17 protein-coding genes are annotated in these 17,034 nt (G+C 30.2%); 15 read left to right on the top strand and 2 right to left on the bottom strand.

What is annotated here, in order from left to right; all coding sequences use genetic code 11:
* The first annotated feature begins 96 nt into the window (after positions 1-96).
* From ACEG17_RS00480 to ACEG17_RS00510, 7 genes are all read left to right on the top strand, one after another.
* Positions 97-570, top strand: coding sequence for a V-type ATP synthase subunit K (locus ACEG17_RS00480; RefSeq protein WP_021743251.1), 474 nt, complete (start codon positions 97-99; stop codon positions 568-570).
* A 64-nt stretch (positions 571-634) separates the two neighbouring features.
* Positions 635-1,186, top strand: coding sequence for a V-type ATP synthase subunit E (locus tag ACEG17_RS00485; protein ID WP_372582139.1), 552 nt, complete (start codon positions 635-637; stop codon positions 1,184-1,186).
* Between the two features lie 94 nt (positions 1,187-1,280).
* Positions 1,281-2,279 (top strand): V-type ATP synthase subunit C, encoded by a 999-nt coding sequence (locus ACEG17_RS00490; RefSeq protein WP_369712256.1) that lies wholly within the window; start codon positions 1,281-1,283, stop codon positions 2,277-2,279.
* Positions 2,272-2,580, top strand: a complete 309-nt coding sequence (locus ACEG17_RS00495) for a V-type ATP synthase subunit F (protein WP_147005310.1) — start codon at positions 2,272-2,274, stop codon at positions 2,578-2,580. Before ACEG17_RS00490 ends, ACEG17_RS00495 begins: the two co-directional genes overlap by 8 nt.
* A 17-nt stretch (positions 2,581-2,597) precedes the next feature.
* Positions 2,598-4,370 carry a V-type ATP synthase subunit A gene (locus tag ACEG17_RS00500; RefSeq protein ID WP_372582140.1) on the top strand — a complete coding sequence of 591 codons (1,773 nt, stop codon included), beginning with the start codon at positions 2,598-2,600 and terminating at the stop codon, positions 4,368-4,370.
* Positions 4,363-5,742, top strand: a complete 1,380-nt coding sequence (locus ACEG17_RS00505; protein WP_021769345.1) for a V-type ATP synthase subunit B — start codon at positions 4,363-4,365, stop codon at positions 5,740-5,742. The genes ACEG17_RS00500 and ACEG17_RS00505 overlap by 8 nt, the downstream gene beginning before the upstream one ends.
* 3 nt (positions 5,743-5,745) lie before the next feature.
* The gene (locus ACEG17_RS00510) at positions 5,746-6,384 is read left to right on the top strand and encodes a V-type ATP synthase subunit D (protein WP_315287529.1); all 639 of its coding nucleotides are present in this window, start codon (positions 5,746-5,748) and stop codon (positions 6,382-6,384) included.
* 196 nt (positions 6,385-6,580) lie between these two features.
* Here ACEG17_RS00510 and thrC read toward each other — a convergent pair whose 3' ends face one another.
* Positions 6,581-8,074, bottom strand: coding sequence for a threonine synthase (gene thrC / locus ACEG17_RS00515; protein WP_372582141.1), 1,494 nt, complete (start codon positions 8,072-8,074; stop codon positions 6,581-6,583).
* A 181-nt stretch (positions 8,075-8,255) separates the two neighbouring features.
* On the opposite strand from thrC, the gene ACEG17_RS00520 reads away from it, so the two are divergent.
* The 6 genes from ACEG17_RS00520 to ACEG17_RS00545 all read left to right on the top strand — a co-directional run bounded on the left by ACEG17_RS00520 (position 8,256) and on the right by ACEG17_RS00545 (position 12,838).
* Entirely contained in the window at positions 8,256-8,723 is a 468-nt protein-coding gene (locus ACEG17_RS00520; protein WP_372582142.1) for a hypothetical protein, read from the top strand.
* A gap of 240 nt (positions 8,724-8,963) precedes the next feature.
* Positions 8,964-9,614, top strand: coding sequence for a DUF1003 domain-containing protein (locus ACEG17_RS00525; RefSeq protein WP_299571982.1), 651 nt, complete (start codon positions 8,964-8,966; stop codon positions 9,612-9,614).
* A gap of 38 nt (positions 9,615-9,652) precedes the next feature.
* Complete coding sequence (locus tag ACEG17_RS00530) at positions 9,653-10,003, top strand: cupin domain-containing protein (protein ID WP_372582143.1); 351 nt, start codon at positions 9,653-9,655, stop codon at positions 10,001-10,003.
* Between the two features lie 31 nt (positions 10,004-10,034).
* Positions 10,035-10,874, top strand: a complete 840-nt coding sequence (locus tag ACEG17_RS00535; protein WP_372582144.1) for a hypothetical protein — start codon at positions 10,035-10,037, stop codon at positions 10,872-10,874.
* A 424-nt stretch (positions 10,875-11,298) separates the two neighbouring features.
* On the top strand, positions 11,299-11,841 hold the full coding sequence (locus ACEG17_RS00540) for a hypothetical protein (RefSeq protein ID WP_372582145.1): 543 nt from the start codon (positions 11,299-11,301) through the stop codon (positions 11,839-11,841).
* Between the two features lie 34 nt (positions 11,842-11,875).
* Entirely contained in the window at positions 11,876-12,838 is a 963-nt protein-coding gene (locus ACEG17_RS00545; protein WP_372582146.1) for a DUF4300 family protein, read from the top strand.
* A gap of 57 nt (positions 12,839-12,895) precedes the next feature.
* Here the strand turns inward: ACEG17_RS00545 and ACEG17_RS00550 are convergent, their stop codons facing one another.
* Entirely contained in the window at positions 12,896-14,596 is a 1,701-nt protein-coding gene (locus ACEG17_RS00550; protein WP_372582147.1) for a DEAD/DEAH box helicase, read from the bottom strand.
* A gap of 368 nt (positions 14,597-14,964) precedes the next feature.
* Between ACEG17_RS00550 and ACEG17_RS00555 the strand changes: the two genes are divergently transcribed.
* Positions 14,965-15,228, top strand: a complete 264-nt coding sequence (locus ACEG17_RS00555; RefSeq protein WP_372582148.1) for a co-chaperone GroES — start codon at positions 14,965-14,967, stop codon at positions 15,226-15,228.
* Between the two features lie 168 nt (positions 15,229-15,396).
* Positions 15,397-17,019, top strand: coding sequence for a chaperonin GroEL (gene groL / locus ACEG17_RS00560; protein ID WP_372582149.1), 1,623 nt, complete (start codon positions 15,397-15,399; stop codon positions 17,017-17,019).
* Positions 17,020-17,034: the final 15 nt, after the last annotated feature.

A 17,034-nucleotide genomic window follows, 5' to 3' on the forward strand; every position in this document is an offset into this window, starting at 1 on the left:
ATAAATTTATTTCAATTGAATAAATTTTGTTTGTGAAAAATAAAAAATTAAGTTAAATTGTTAAAATAAAAATATAAAAAATTAGGAGGAAATAAAATGAATGTTTCACAGTTTTTAGTACAAAATGGAGGAATCGTAATGGCGACATTAGGTGCGGCGTTAGCGACATTATTATCAGGAATTGGATCAGCAAAAGGTGTAGGAATAGTTGGAGAAGTGGCGACAGGACTTATGAGTGAAGAGCCTGAAAAATTTGGTAAATCGTTAGTATTACAATTGCTTCCAGGAACACAAGGATTATATGGATTCGTTATTGGACTTATGGTATTAGGAAAATTAAATGCAAGCATGACTTTCCAAAATGGACTTGGAATTTTAATGGCATGTCTTCCAGTTGCTCTTGCAGGATATGGTTCAGCGATTGCACAAGGAAGAGTTGCAGCATCTGGAATTAGCTTGCTAGCAAAAAATGAGGAACAAAATACAAAAGGGATTATTTATGCAGTAATGGTTGAAACTTATGCATTATTGGCATTTGTTGTATCAATTATGTTATTAGCAAAATTCTAATTTTATTTTATAAAATAAACAAACAGAGTGTAAATATGACATAAAAAACGGAAAAGGAGTAAATATGTCTAATTTAGATAATTTAACATCAAAAATAATAACTGATGCTAAATCGAAAGCAGATGGAATCATAAAAGATGCTGAGGAAAAAGCAAAGCAAAAATATGATTTGGAAATAAAAAAAGTTGATGTGAAAAAACAAACATTACTTGAAAATGCAAGAAGAGAGCGTGAACTGCTTTCAGATAGAATTAAGTCAAGTGCAAACTTAAAGTCTAGAAATGAAAAATTGAAGGCAAAACAGACAGTAATTAACAAAGTTATAGATAAACTAAAAGCAAAACTTGTTAATATGAATGAGAATGACTACATCAGTTATTTGAATCAGAATATTGATAAAAATTCTATAGCTGGAAAAGAGTTAATTGTAAAAAAAGAATTTGTAGATAAAGTCAAACAAGAGTTTTCAACTGCAAAAGTTAAGGAAAATGAGTTTGTAAGTTCAGGATTTATCATTGAAGAAAATGGAATTCAGGAAAATTATACTTTTGAAGTAAAATTGGATTTTATGAGAGATGAACTGGAAGTCGAAATTTCCAGACTTCTTTTTTCATAATTTAAATAAAATTTATAAAAATTTAAGTTTTATGACTGTTTTTATAAAATAAATTTTATAATTAACTGGAATTTGTAATTAAAGGGAGAAAAAAATGGATAGAATGGATTACGGACAAAGTGTCGTAACTATTAGAATACTGGAAAAAAGGCTTTTGACTAGAAATAGGCTGGAACGAATGATAGAAGCCCAGACTCCCGAAGAAGTGCTAAAATTACTGGGAGAAACAGAATATTCTCAAGATATGGCTGATATTCATGGAAGCCAGGATTATGAAATAATCTTAAAAAGAGAAACAGAACGTGTATTTTCAATTGTAAGAAATATGATAAAAAACACTGGAATTGTTGATGTTTTATCTCTTAAATATGATTATCATAATTTAAAAGTGTTGTTAAAAAGCAAAATAACAGGAAAAGATTTTTCAAGTTTGCTTATGCAGGCTGGAACGATTGATGCTAGTAAATTTAAGGTGAAATTTGAATCACAAAGCAACGACTTGCCACAAGAAATAATGGAAGCAATTGATGAAGTTCAGAAGGATTTTGAAGAAAATCATAATCCTCAGAGAATTGATATAATTGTAGATAAACATTATTTTAGAAATCTATCAAGGCTTGCAAAGGAAATCGACGTAAAAGTGATTACTGATTATGTAGAAGGATTGATAGACTTTCAAAATATGATAACTCTATTTAGGGTTCAGAAGCAAAAACGTGATGCAAGATTTCTGGAAACTGTTATTTTTGAAGGTGGGACAATTTCAAAAAATAAAATTGTTGCATCAATAAATGATAACACAGACACTATCTTGAATAAGTTTAAGAAAGAAAAACTGGGGACATATCTAGTAAAAGGATTAGAAGCATTTAGCGAAACAAAAAGATTGTCAGAACTTGAAAAAATTTCAGATAATTACCTGATGGAATTAAATAAAGAATCAAAATATGTTGTATTTGGACCAGAGCCATTATTCACATATCTAGTTGCAAAAGAGCGTGAAATCAATGCAGTTAGAATGATAATGGTAAGCAAAATAAACAACATAAGTTCAGATAAAATAAGGGAAAGGTTGCGTGAAACTTATGCATAAAATAGGTGTAGTTGGAGATAAGGATTCTATTTTATCGTTTAAGGCACTAGGAATTGATGTGTATCCTGTTGTTACAAAGGAAGAGGCAAGAAGCACGATTGATGAGATGGCAAGTAATGACTATGGTATTATCTTTGTGACTGAACAAATTGCCGCATTAATTGAAAATACCATTGAAAGATACAATCGTGAAGTGCTTCCAGCTGTTATTTTGATTCCGAATAATCAGGGAAGTTTGGGAATTGGGCTTAAAAAGATAGACGAGTATGTTGAAAAAGCGATAGGATCTAATATATTTTAGATGAAAGGAGAAATTCATTGAAAACAGGAAGAATAATAAAAGTTTCTGGACCTCTTGTTGTTGCAGAAGGTATGGAAAATGCCAATGTATATGATGTGGTAAGAGTTTCGGAGAAAAAATTGATAGGTGAAATTATTGAAATGAGAGGCGATCAGGCTTCTATTCAAGTATATGAAGAAACATCAGGAATTGGGCCAGGAGAAGAGGTTTTCACAACTGGAGAGCCTTTGAGTGTTGAATTGGGACCTGGACTTATTGAAGCGATGTTTGATGGAATTCAACGTCCGCTAAAGGAATATCAGGAAATAGCAGGAGACTTTTTGGAAAAAGGAATAGAAGTAAAACCTTTAAATAGAGAGAAAAAATGGGAATTTGAGCCTGTGCTATCTATTGGAGCAACAGTTGAAACTGGAGATGTATTAGGAACTGTTCAGGAAACTTCTGTTGTAAATCATAAAATTATGGTTCCAGCAGGAATAAAAGGAACTTTGAAAACTATTAAAAGTGGTAGTTACACAGTAGTTGACACAATTGCAGTAATTGAAACTGAAAAAGGTGAAGTAGAAGTTCAAATGATGCAAAAATGGCCAGTAAGACGTGGAAGAAAATATAAACAAAAATTAAACCCGGAAGCTCCATTAATTACAGGACAAAGAGTAATTGACACATTCTTCCCTGTAACTAAAGGTGGGACTGCATGTGTACCAGGACCTTTTGGATCTGGAAAAACAGTTGTACAGCACCAAATGGCTAAATGGGCAGATGCTGAAATTATAGTTTATGTAGGATGTGGAGAACGTGGAAATGAGATGACGGACGTTCTTATGGAATTTCCAGAAATTATAGATCCAAAAACTGGACAATCATTAATGAAAAGAACTGTACTTATAGCAAATACTTCAAATATGCCAGTTGCAGCCAGAGAAGCTAGTATTTATACTGGAATCACAATTGCAGAATATTTTAGGGATATGGGATATTCAGTGGCAATAATGGCGGATTCTACTTCGAGATGGGCAGAAGCTCTTAGGGAAATGTCTGGACGGCTTGAAGAGATGCCAGGGGATGAAGGATACCCAGCTTATCTAGGTTCAAGAGCTGCTGAATTTTATGAAAGAGCAGGAAAAGTAATTTGTCTTGGACAAGATGGAAGAGAAGGGGCATTGACAGTTATTGGAGCGGTTTCTCCTCCAGGTGGAGATATTTCAGAGCCAGTATCTCAGGCTACACTTCGTATTGTTAAAGTATTCTGGGGATTAGATGCCAATTTGGCGTATAGACGTCATTTCCCAGCAATTAACTGGCTAAATTCATATTCATTGTATCAAGGAAAAGTTGATAACTGGATGGATCAGAATGTAGGGCCTAAATTTTCTAAAAATAGAGCACGTGCAATTTCATTACTACAAGAAGAAAATAGCCTACAGGAAATTGTTAGGCTGGTTGGTAAGGACACTTTGTCAGAAAAAGATCAGCTTAAGCTTGAAATTGCAAAATCAATAAGAGAAGATTACTTGCAGCAAAATGCGTTTATGGAATCAGATACTTATACTTCGCTTGAAAAACAGGATAAAATGCTTGACTTAGTATTGAAGTTCTATGATGAAGGATTAAGAGGGCTTGAAAATGGAGCATATTTAAGTGAAATTATCGCAATGCCTGTAAGAGAAAGAATTGCAAGAGCAAAATATTTACCTGAAGCAGAATTAGGTAAAATTGATGAAATAGCAAAAGAACTGGAAAAAGAAATTGATGAACTTGTAAATAAAGGAGGTGTAGCAAATGCTTAAGGAATACAAAACTATCAAGGAAATAGTAGGACCACTTATGGTTGTTGAAGGTGTGGAAGGAATAAAATATGAGGAACTTGTTGAAATTGAAACACAAAATGGAGAACTTCGTCGTGGACGTGTACTTGAAGTAAATGGCGATAAGGCAGTAGTACAGCTATTTGAAAATTCAGCTGGAATTAATTTAAAGGATTCAAAAGTAAGATTTTTGGGTAGACCTTTGTCGCTTGGAGTATCAGAAGATATGATAGGGCGTGTATTTGATGGATTGGGTCGGCCAAAAGATAATGGACCAAAAATAATTCCTGAAAAGACATTGGATATAAATGGAACGGCTATAAATCCAGTTGCACGTGATTATCCGTCAGAATTTATTCAAACAGGAGTCTCTGCAATTGATGGATTAAATACGCTTGTTAGAGGGCAAAAATTACCAATTTTCTCTGGTTCAGGGCTTCCGCATGCAGAATTAGCACTTCAAATTGCAAGACAGGCAAAAGTTTTGGGAACAGATTCAAAATTTGCGGTAGTGTTTGGAGCGATTGGAATTACATTTGAAGAAGCTCAGACATTTACAGAAGATTTTGTAAAAACAGGAGCGATTGACAGGGCAGTATTGTTTATGAACTTAGCTAACGATCCTGCAATTGAACGTTTGTCTACACCAAAAATGGCACTTACTTGTGCAGAATACTTGGCATTTGAAAAAGGAATGCACGTACTTGTAATTTTGACTGACTTGACTAACTATTGTGAAGCGTTAAGGGAAGTTTCGGCGGCAAGAAAAGAAGTTCCTGGAAGAAGAGGATACCCTGGATACCTGTATACTGACTTATCCACAATTTATGAAAGAGCAGGAAGAATTAAAGGACGTGAAGGTTCAATTACGCAAATACCAATTTTGACAATGCCAGAAGATGATAAGACACATCCGATTCCAGATTTGACTGGATATATTACAGAGGGGCAAATAATCTTGTCAAGAGATTTATACAAACAGAACTTAATGCCTCCAATAAATGTTTTACCATCACTTTCAAGATTGAAGGATAAAGGGATTGGAAAAGGAAAAACTAGAGAAGATCATGCAGATACAATGAATCAGTTATTTGCAGCTTATGCAACTGGTAAGGAAGCAAAGGAACTTGCTGTAATCCTAGGGGAATCAGCATTATCTGAAACTGATAAGGCATTTGTTAAATTTACAACTGCATTTGAGGAACAATATGTAGCTCAAGGGTTTGATAATAACAGAACTATTGAAGACACTTTAAATTTAGGATGGGATTTACTAAAAATATTACCAAGAACAGAGTTGAAAAGAATTAGAGACGAATATTTGGAAAAATATTTACCTGCAGGAGATGAATAGACTATGGCAAGATTAAATGTAAATCCTACAAGAATGGAGCTGAGCCGTTTAAAGATACGTCTAAAAACTGCTAAAAGCGGACATAAACTGTTAAAGGACAAGCAAGACGAACTTATGCGTCAATTTATTATTTTAATAAAACAAAATAGAAAATTGCGTGAAGAAGTGGAAGGAAAATTACAAAATTCATTTAAGGATTTTTTACTTGCAAGAGGAGTAATGTCTGATGAAATGCTTGAAAATGCTATTGCATATTCGGAAGATAAACTTTTAGCAGATATAAAAACTAAAAATGTAATGAGCGTAATTGTTCCAACAATGACTTTTAATAGAGATATGGAAAATGCAGAAGTATCTTATCCTTATGGATATGCTCAAACATCTGCTGATTTAGATGATGCTGTTGATGGCTTGAATCGAGTAATGAAAGACTTGCTGGAATTGGCAGAAACCGAAAAGGCATGTCAGCTTATGGCAGATGAAGTAGAAAAAACAAGACGGCGTGTAAACGCATTGGAATACATGACAATTCCACAGCTTGAAGAAACAATTCGTTATATTCAGATGAAACTTGATGAAAATGAAAGATCAAGCATCACAAGGCTTATGAAAGTTAAGGATATGATGGCAGAAAAAGCATAAATAAATTAGAAGTTTTTTTGATAAAAATTAGAGTCGCTTAATTGCGACTCTTTTTATAGTAAAACTGCTTTAAAACTAAACTCAAAAGTTATAACTATTTTACTCAGAACCTAAATTTATATAATTTTTAGTAGTTTAATTTTAAGTAGGTTTGAGTATATATTGAATATTTTTTAAAAATCTGCTTTTGATTTCTTTATTTTAAATCTTTTATATATTTTTTCACAAAATCTTGAATATCAGTCTTATCAATTACATTCGAAAATCTTATTTCTGAATTTCTGACTTCTGTTAATTTTTCTGGAAATTTTACCCCGGTAGTTTCTGATATTTCATCTAAAATTGTATAAGGATCTTTTGTTTCATCAATTCCCAATGCTTTTGCAATTGGAGTTGGGAATTTGAATGGGTGTGCTGTTGACATTATTACTGTGTGAGTGTTTTTATCTAAATTACTATTATTTAATTTTTCATAAACAGAATAAGCGACTGCTGTGTGAGGATCCATTAAATAATGATAATTTTCATACACACTTTTAATTGCATTTACAGTTTCATCGTCATTTGCAAACTCTCCATAAAATTCATTTTGAATATTTTTCAATTCCTCTTCATTTACAGACAACTCTCCTCCTGAAAGCAAGTTTGTAATCAATTCATTTACTCTTTCAGAGTTTTCATTTAATGCGTAATATAGATATCTCTCAAAGTTTGATGAAAGAAGAATATCCATAGATGGAGAATTTGTTGCATAAAAATCTCTATTTTTATTGTATATTCCAGTTTGGAAGAAGTCAGCTAGAACTTTATTTTTGTTTGAAGCCGAAATAAATTTTTTGATTGGTATCCCAAGTTTTTTAGCGATAAATCCAGCCAAAATATTTCCAAAGTTCCCAGTTGGAACTACAACATTAAATTCCTCATTAGGTTTAATTGTTCCAGCCTTTACCAAATTTACATAAGTTGATACATAATATATGATTTGTGGGAATAATCTTCCGATGTTGATTGAGTTTGCACTGGAAAACATTACGTTATGGTCGTTTGCGTATTTTTTAAATTCTTCGCTAGAAAAAATGACTTTTATGGCACTTTGAGCATCGTCAAAATTTCCGTTTATTGCGACTATTTCTACATTGTTTCCAAGTTGTTTTCGCATTTGTTCTTCCTGCATTGGGCTAACTCCATTTTTAGGATAAAATACAACAATGTTAATTCCGTCAATATCTTTGAATCCTTCAAGTGCAGCTTTTCCAGTATCTCCAGAAGTTGCAGCTAAAATCAATATTTTTTTATCTTCTTTTTGTTTTTCTTTACTTAAAAGTAGTAAATACGGGAATAATGAAAGAGCTAAATCTTTAAATGCCAATGTTCTTCCATGAAACAGTTCTCCAAAACTCACTTTTTCATTTAGTTTATGTATAGGAACAATATTTTCATCATTGAAAGTAGAGCTATTATAAGCACTATTAACAGCTTTTTTTATTTCCTCATCTGAAAATTCGGTAAAAAATAGTTTTATAATTTTTTCTGAAAGTTCTTGATAAGATAAATTTTTCAGTTCATCATAAGTCAATTTCACTTCTGGCAATTTTTCAGGAATATAAAGTCCCCCACCATTTGCAAGCCCATGTAGTGTGGCAAAAGTAGAGCTTTGTAACTCACTGCCTCTTGTACTTTTATAATTCATAATTACACCTCTTTTTAATTATTTTGTTTATAAAGTATTATAACATAAAAAAATACCCCAATCAATTGAAATAGAGTATTTTTTCACTTTTATTTCTTATAGTATTGACTTTTTATATAAATATGGTATAATATTTACTGTAAAATATACAAAGTAAAAAAATATTTTAGAAGGAATTTTTATGAAAAAGATTTTATTAGGGTTATTTTTAGGATTAACAGCATTATCATTCTCGGCACCAAGTTTTGTAAACGTGAAGGACATAGAAAGAAAAAATTATAATATTATTGCTGATATTGATGAGGTGCTGTCGTATTATAAAATATTTGAAGACGGAGCAGTAGAAACAGTAACACACGTTTATGATCAAAATTCAAGTGCAAAAGATGTTAATGATATGTTTAAAAGTGAAATTATAAATGAGAATGTAGAATCTCAGGATTCTTTTGAAACTAAAAAACATTACATTAGCAAATATTATGATTCAAGTGAAGAAATGTATATTTATCTTATCACAGGAAAAAATTCTAAAGTAAAAAATGGTTATACTTCAATTATTTACGTGACAGAGTTGAATCTTAACAAGGAAAATTTGGAAAATAAGGCAAGTATATTCTTTAATGAAGCAGAAAGCTATTTGAAAAAATAATCATAAGAATATTCTAAATATTGGTAAACTTAGAATCTATACAATTTATAAAAATGGTTATGAATTTTAAAAATAAAAAGGAAGTTTTTAGAAATTTGATTTTACTTATGGATAATGGATTGACTTTTATAAAAAATGAGGGTCAATCCTTTTAAATTTAATAAAAATATATATACTTGTATTTTTTTTCTGAAAATGGTATTATACAGATGGAGAGTGTAGAAGGAGGGAAGTAAAAAATTGAAAAGTGATATTGAAGAACAAAAGAGTAAGACAAGAAGTGAAAATATAGCATCAAATATAGAATCAAACCAAAAAAAAATAAAAAATGGAAAAGAAGAAACATTAAAAGATATGTTAAAGGAAGTGGATGATGAGGTAAAAAGAGAAGAGATTATCCACATGCTGCTAGAACAGAAAGTTTCTAAAGTTATAAAAGAAGAAGAAGAGGAAAAAAGAAAATTTTCATATAAAGTTTCAAATTTTGCAGGAAGTAATAGATTTATTCTTTTTGTGATAATATTTGTTTTAGTGTGGATTGTAATAGATGTATTCTTTTTTTTAAAAGGTCAATTTAATCCATATTCGTTTGTAATAATGAATGCTATTTTATCTTTTATTATGTTAATTTTTTGTTCAATTATAATTTTTAATCAAAATAAAAAAAAGAAAATTGACGAGAAAAAGTCTGAAAATGATTATAAAGTTAATTTAAAAAATGAGATTATAATAGAAGATATGCATTATAAACTAGATGATTTAATTGAAAAGCAGGATGAGATTGTAAAACGTGTTCAAGAACTTGAAAAAAGACGAAAAGTTCCACCAATAAAAGAAAAAAAGGAATATAAATTTATTGATATTTCTGAAAAGGATAGAAATAAGCATTAATAACTTTATTTGCGTTTTTTTAGAAAGAAATGGGGAAAATGAATATTTTTGATTTAAAAGATTTGTCTGAAAAAGAGGAAGTTGTGAGGATTTTGACTGAGAATGAAAATGTTAAAATTGAAAAAATTATTTCAACTGGACAGACTACAGATTGGCAGGAATCAGATAAAAATGAATTTGTAATTTTAATTCAGGGTAAAGCTGAAATTGAGTATTTTGAAAACAATGATTATAAAAAAAATATAATGAAAAATCAAAGAAATACTAATAATAAAAAACTACAATTAGTAAGAGGAGATACTGTATTAATCAATAAGGGGGAACGGCACAGGGTAAGTTACACAAGTAAAGAACCTTGTTGTGTGTGGATTTGTATCTTTTTTGATTAAAAATTGAAATTAAAAGAAAAGAGGAATGGGTATGATGTTATTTGTAATATTTGCATTGGTTATTGTTATTGCGACAGGAATACCAGTTGTAAAAAAAATGATTGAAAATAAAAAATTAATGAAAGAATATATGGATGAGCAGGGACTTGGAAAACATGAAGCAATCGGGAAAATAAAGGATACAAAGACAACTAATGATAAAGTTATTGAAGGATTATTCTACTTGTCGCTTATAGCTTTGCTTGGTGGAGGATTTTATAGTTTTTATTTATATGAAAATGAAAATTCTGACAATATGCGAGTTCAGCAGCAATCTGAAAGAACAATGGCTCAAATTACAACAGATCAGAATCAGAATCAGCAAGACCAAAATCAGCAGAATCAAGGAACGCCAGTTATTCAGAATAATATAATCTCAAATCCAAATGATGCACAAGTTCAGGAAAACGTAAAAAGAGAACAAGCTAGAATTGATAAGATGTTTTCGGATAGCCAAAAAGATACAGAAGGCTTATTAGAAATGTTAAAAAAAAGTTTGGAAAAGCAAGATACAAATTCTGGAATTAAAAATGGAGAAAAAGCTTTAGAAAATGTTAAAAAGTCTAATAACTTATTTAAAAAAGCAAAATGTAATCCAACTGGAGATGCCACTTTTGATAAAGAATGTCCGAAACTGCTTGAAAAAGGGAAGGAATTGTATTCTTCAAAACAAATTGATGTTGAGAAAATGCTAGATATGTTAAAAAATATTGAAAAAGGTATAAATGATGTAAAAAATAGTGAAATTGGACAGCAGGCTGTTCAAGAAGGAAATAAACTATGGGATAGCCTTATGAAGAAAGTTGATGATTTTCAAAAGAAATCAAAATAAATTATAGATTTTTACTCTAAATTCAAGTGGATTGACTATAAATACAAAATAAAAAATGATACTGATTAAAGGAATTATTTCTACTTTATGGAGATAGTTCCTTTTGCTTTTTAGTTAATAATTTAATATTAGATTATTTTACTTGATAACAGCATTTATTATTTTGGATTATTTAAACTAATTTTAGTAATAAGAAAGTTTGTAATAAATTTATTATTTAAATAAAATTTGGTATTAGATAGAATATTTATAATTTTCGTTTTAATTTTTAAGAAGTTCTGCTAGAAAAAATTTCCTTAGAAAAACAATAGTAAGTTACAAGAATTTTTAAGGAAAAAAACAAAAAATTAACAAAAATACAGTGTATAATATTAAAGAGTATAAATATACAATTAGGGAAATTTGAATTAAAGGAGGACTCACTATGAAAAATATAGGAAATATAGTGCTTGGAGCTTTGATTAGCTTAGTTGGACTTGTGATTTTGACTGAAAGTAATGATAATCATATTGATATAAAAATTGCAGATAAGGAAAATTTGAGTTTAGATAATATAAAAAATGTAACAGCAGTAACAGAGAAAAAAGGTTCTGGAAAAAAGGTGAAGGCTGTAATTATTGAATTTGATAAAACAATAAAAAGTGAAAAATTATCAAAAAATGCAGTTACTGTTACTCAAAAGAGCATTTCCAAAAATAATATTGGAGATGAAGAAGATGAGCCAATAGTTAATACAACTGAAACTAAGATAAATAGAGAAGTTTCAAAAATATACACAAGTGACAAGATAGATGACAATGTAGAAGCAAAAAATGGGAAATATCTTTATTTAGAACTTGCTGAAGATAAAAATTCTAGCAAGGAATCTGCACAGGAAAATCTTGAAAGTCTAAAAATATCAATTTCACAAGATAAAGCAAATTATTTTACAAATAGTAAAAGTTTTAATGTAAACAGTAAATCATAGAATAATATAAAAAAACTAATAGAATGGTGATAAAATGAAAAATAAAAGATTGGTATTAATCTTAACATTAATGGCTATACTCACTGTAGGATGTTCTAATAAAAACGATGGTAAGATTAATAATTTGAAAAGTCAGAATATATCTAAAAACGAAAAAGTTACAGAAAATTTGACAAAAGAGTATTTAAAAAGTATAAATTATTCAAATTTAGCAGATAAAGACACACAGCAAAAAGTTAAGGAAAGTTTGGAAAATGCTGGAATTGATTCAAATAGTATAAATCTCTTTTTCAAAAGCGTGAATTATTATAATGAAGCAACACAAAATGAAGGGCTTATAAAATCAGGATTTGTTAATTCTAATAATATAAACCCGACTTATGATGAAGTTGCTATACAGAAAATTTGGGATAAAAAAAATAAAAACTTTCCAGGATTTAATTGCCGAATAACTGCATTTACTTTTATGAAAGATTATGTAAAGGTAGAAAAACCTGTTGTAAAAACTGGAGAAATGCTTTTTATGGATGTAGAATCATTGAAAAATATGCCATTTGAGTTATTTTCTAAAAATGAAAAAGACAAATTTGTGAATTTATTTTCAGAAATTCCTACGAAAGCTACTAAAGATGTGAAAGTTCACGTTGAAAATGTAAAAAATGTTTGGAAAGAGCGAGGAGTTACATTTGATAAAAATAGTAAAATATCAATGATTTCTGTGTTTTTCCATTTTAATGATGATCCGCAAGAAAATATTTTATTTATTGGACATGTTGGAATTTTGATTCCTGAAAAGGATGGAAAATTAATGTTTATTGAAAAATTAGCATTCCAGCAGCCTTACCAAGTATTGAAATTTAATAATAGGACAGAATTGAATGATTATCTTATGAATAAATATGACACTGCTTGGGGACAGCCAGTCGCTAGACCATTTATTATGGAAAATGATGAATTGTTAAAGGAATATAGAAATAATCCAAATAATAAAAGTTAGAAATAACAAGAAATAAAAAACTCAGAAAACAAATTTATCTTCTGAGTTTTTTTGATACTATTTTTTTGCTTTTTTAGTTTTTTTATCTTTTTTGCCATCTTTCTTTCCTTTTGATGACTTTTTATCGGAAGATTTTTTTCTTCCTTTTCTGTCTCTTCTTTTATCTGATTTTTTGCTAGACTTTTCTCCACCGTTTCTTCCCCCTGTAGCTTCTTCAACAAGTGGTTTGGCGTCTTTTTTGGAATTTAAAGCACGCATTATGTATTCTGCTTCTTGTAGTGGAACTGTAATAAAAGAATATTTATCCATAATTTTTACATCTTTTACTTTTCTTCCTGGTGTTTTTGCTTTTTTATTTAATAAGTCAAGCAATCTTCCTACATTGTAGCCATCTTTACTTCCAAGTGCAATAAACAGTCTTGTCTTATCATTAATTTTGACTTTTACATCTTCGATTTCATTATAATTATCAGGCAAGAATTCATCTTCATAAACATGTCTTAATACAGAAGCAAGAACTTGTTTTGGATCTCTTCCATCTATTAATTTTTCAGCTAGTTCTGAGTACGCATCAAAATCCTTTTCTTTAATGATTTCATCTACATAAGCAATTAATGCTTCTTTTTTTGCTTCTAAAATTTCTTCTACGTTTGGAATATTTTCTCTCTTAATTTCTGTTTTTGTGATACGTTTAATTTGAGCAAGCTTGCTAGCTTCTCTTGGAGTTACAAATGTTATTGCGATACCTTTTTGACCGGCACGACCTGTTCTACCTATTCTATGAACATAAGACTCGGCTTCTTGCGGGATAGAATAGTTAATAACGTGTGTCAGATTACTTACGTCAATTCCACGTGCAGCAACATCTGTTGCAACTAATATTGTTAATATTTTTTTCTTGAATAAATCAAGTGCTTTTTGTCTAAGCGCTTGAGTAATATCTCCGTGAATACATTCAGCATCGTAGTTTCTAGCTTTTAATTTATTTGTAACATCATCTACTTCAGATTTTGTACGGCAAAATACAATTCCATAAAAATCTTGTTCATAGTCAAGAACTCTGCATAAAGCTTCAAATTTATCTTCCTGTTTTACCTCATAGTAAATTTGTTCAGTCAAATTAGTAGTAAGTTCTTTTTTCTCAACTTTTAATAATTTGTGTTCTGGCATGAATCTTTTGGCAATTGCCATAATTGCTTTAGGGATTGTTGCTGAGAAGAATAACATTTTTTTCTCATCGTTAGTTTTTTCTAAAATTGCTTCAATATCTTCTAAAAATCCCATATTTAGCATTTCATCGGCTTCATCCAATACAAAATAATCTAAATTGTCAACTTTTAGTACTTTTTTTCTCATTAAGTCCATTACACGTCCAGGTGTTCCAACAACAATATCTATTCCAGATTTTAATTTTTTTATCTGATTTTCTATTGAAGCCCCACCATAAACAGCAAGCACTTTTAAATCCTTTGTTCCTTTTAATGAATAAATTTCATCGGCAACTTGATTGGCAAGTTCTCTTGTTGGAGCTAAAATTAAAGCTCTAACTGTTTTATCAGCTTCAATTGTTTCTAAAATAGGAATACCAAATGCGGCTGTTTTTCCTGTTCCTGTCTGAGCTTGTCCTATTAAGTGCGTTCTTTCCTTTAATAATTCAGGAATTACCAATTTTTGTATTTCACTTGGCTCCTCAAATCCTTTTTTACTTAAAGCGTTAAGCATCTCTGTACTTAATCCAAAATCTTCAAATCTTTGCATTACTTTTTTATTTACCTTCTTTCATTTTATATTTATACTCATTATTTTTAAAAAATTTTTTGTACATATTATTATACCACATTTTTTGCCTTTTTGTACTTATTTTTGAAATTTATTTTTTCCATTGGAAAAGCATTTTAAAAATAAACTTAAATCCTCAAATAATTTTCTCAAATTTTAGGTTTAATAAATTTTAAGAAATTCAGTATTTATGGTATTTAAGTGTTAATGTTGAAAAATAATTTTAAAAATTTTCAAAAAAGACTTGAAAAATTTTCAAAAATGTATTATTATATTGTTAGCACTTAAAGTTGAAGAGTGCTAAAAATAAAATTGAATTAAAGATTAAAATATTTTAGGAGGGAAAAATGATAATTAAACCATTGGGAGAAAGAGTTTTAATAAAACAGACAGAACAGGAAGAAGTTACAAAAAGTGGAATTGTATTGCCAGGGACAGCTTCAAAGGAAAAGCCGATAATTGGAGAAGTTTTAGCCGTTGGTTCAAAAATTGAGGAAATTAAAGTTGGAGATAAAGTAATTTTTGAAAAATATTCTGGAACAGAAGTTAAGGATGGGGAAGAAAGCTACTTAATTTTAGAAAAAGACAATGTTTTGGCAATTGTTGAATAATAAAAATTTAAAAAAATAAATTTGTATGGAAATTAAATGTATAAAAAATGAGACAGACATTGCAAAACAAGTAATTTTTATTCCTTGTTAAAATAAAAAATTATATTATTAAATTATGAAAGAATTTTGCAATAAAAAATTTACAAAATTTAGAAGGAGATGATAAAAATGGGAAAAATAATAAAATTTAATGAAGATGCGAGAAAAGCACTTGAAGTGGGAGTAGATACACTAGCTGACGCTGTAAAAATTACACTTGGACCAAAAGGAAGAAATGTAGTATTAGATAGAGGATTTGGAGCACCAATGATTACAAATGATGGTGTTACAATAGCAAAAGAAATCGAACTTAAAGATCCGATTGAAAATCTTGGAGCGCAAATTGTAAAAGAAGTGGCTACAAAGTCAAATGATGTGGCAGGAGACGGTACAACTACTGCAACTATACTGGCACAGGCTTTAATCAAAGAAGGGCTGAAAATGGTAGCTTCTGGAGCAAATCCCGTATTTATAAGACGTGGAATGGAGCTTGCTTCTAAAAAAGTTATTGAAGAACTTACAAAAAGAGCTAAAAAAGTGGAATCAAATGAAGAAATAGCACAAGTTGGGGCAATTTCGGCAGGAGATGTAGAAATAGGACAATTAATTGCTCAAGCTATGGAAAAAGTTGGCGAATCTGGAGTTATTACAGTTGAAGAAGCACGTTCTTTGGATACAACTCTGGAAGTTGTAGAAGGAATGCAGTTTGACAACGGATACTTGTCACCTTACATGGTTTCAGATTCTGAAAGAATGGTTGTGGAAATGGATAATCCATTTATTTTAATAACAGATAAAAAAATTGCAAATATGAAAGAATTATTGCCAATCTTGGAAAAAACAGTGGAATTAGGACGTCCAATGCTTATAATCGCTGAAGATGTGGAAGGAGAAGCACTTGCAACTCTTGTTGTAAATAAACTTCGTGGAACATTGAATATTGCCGCTGTAAAAGCTCCAGCGTTTGGGGACAGAAGAAAGGCTATGTTACAGGATATTGCAATATTAACAGGTGGAGAAGTTATTTCTGAAGAAAAAGGAATTAAACTTGAAACTGCTGATATTAATTTCTTGGGACAAGCTAAAAAAGTTAGAATTACTAAAGATAACACAGTTATCGTAGATGGGCTTGGAGAAAAAGATGCAATACAAGCAAGAATCGGACAAATAAAAAATTCAATTGCTGAAACAACTTCTGATTATGATAGAGAAAAATTACAGGAAAGACTTGCTAAATTATCAGGTGGAGTAGCTGTAATAAAAGTTGGAGCTGCAACTGAAACTGAAATGAAAGAAAGAAAATTGAGAATTGAAGATGCTTTAAATGCAACAAAAGCAGCTGTGGAAGAAGGAATTGTGCCTGGTGGAGGAACAATCTTGATTCAAATCGCAAAAGCAATTGAAGACTTTAAATTAGAAGGTGAAGAAGGGCTTGGAGTGGAAATTGTGAAAAGAGCATTATCTGCGCCACTTAGACAAATTGTTATCAATGCTGGAATTGATGCAGGTGTCGTAATTGAAAAAGTAAAAAATTCTGAAAATGGAATAGGATTTGACGCTGCAAAAGAAGAATATGTAGATATGGTAAAAGCCGGAATCATTGATCCTGCTAAAGTAACACGTTCTGCAATTCAAAATGCAGTATCAGTATCATCAGTATTATTAACAACTGAAGTTGCAGTTGGTAATGAAAAAGAAGAGTCACCAGCTGGTGGAATGCCAGGTGGAATGGGAATGCCAGGAATGATGTAATCTATGAAATCTAAT

The sequence above is a fragment of the Leptotrichia hongkongensis genome (genome assembly GCF_041538065.1).
Taxonomy (GTDB): Bacteria; Fusobacteriota; Fusobacteriia; order Fusobacteriales; family Leptotrichiaceae; genus Leptotrichia; species Leptotrichia hongkongensis.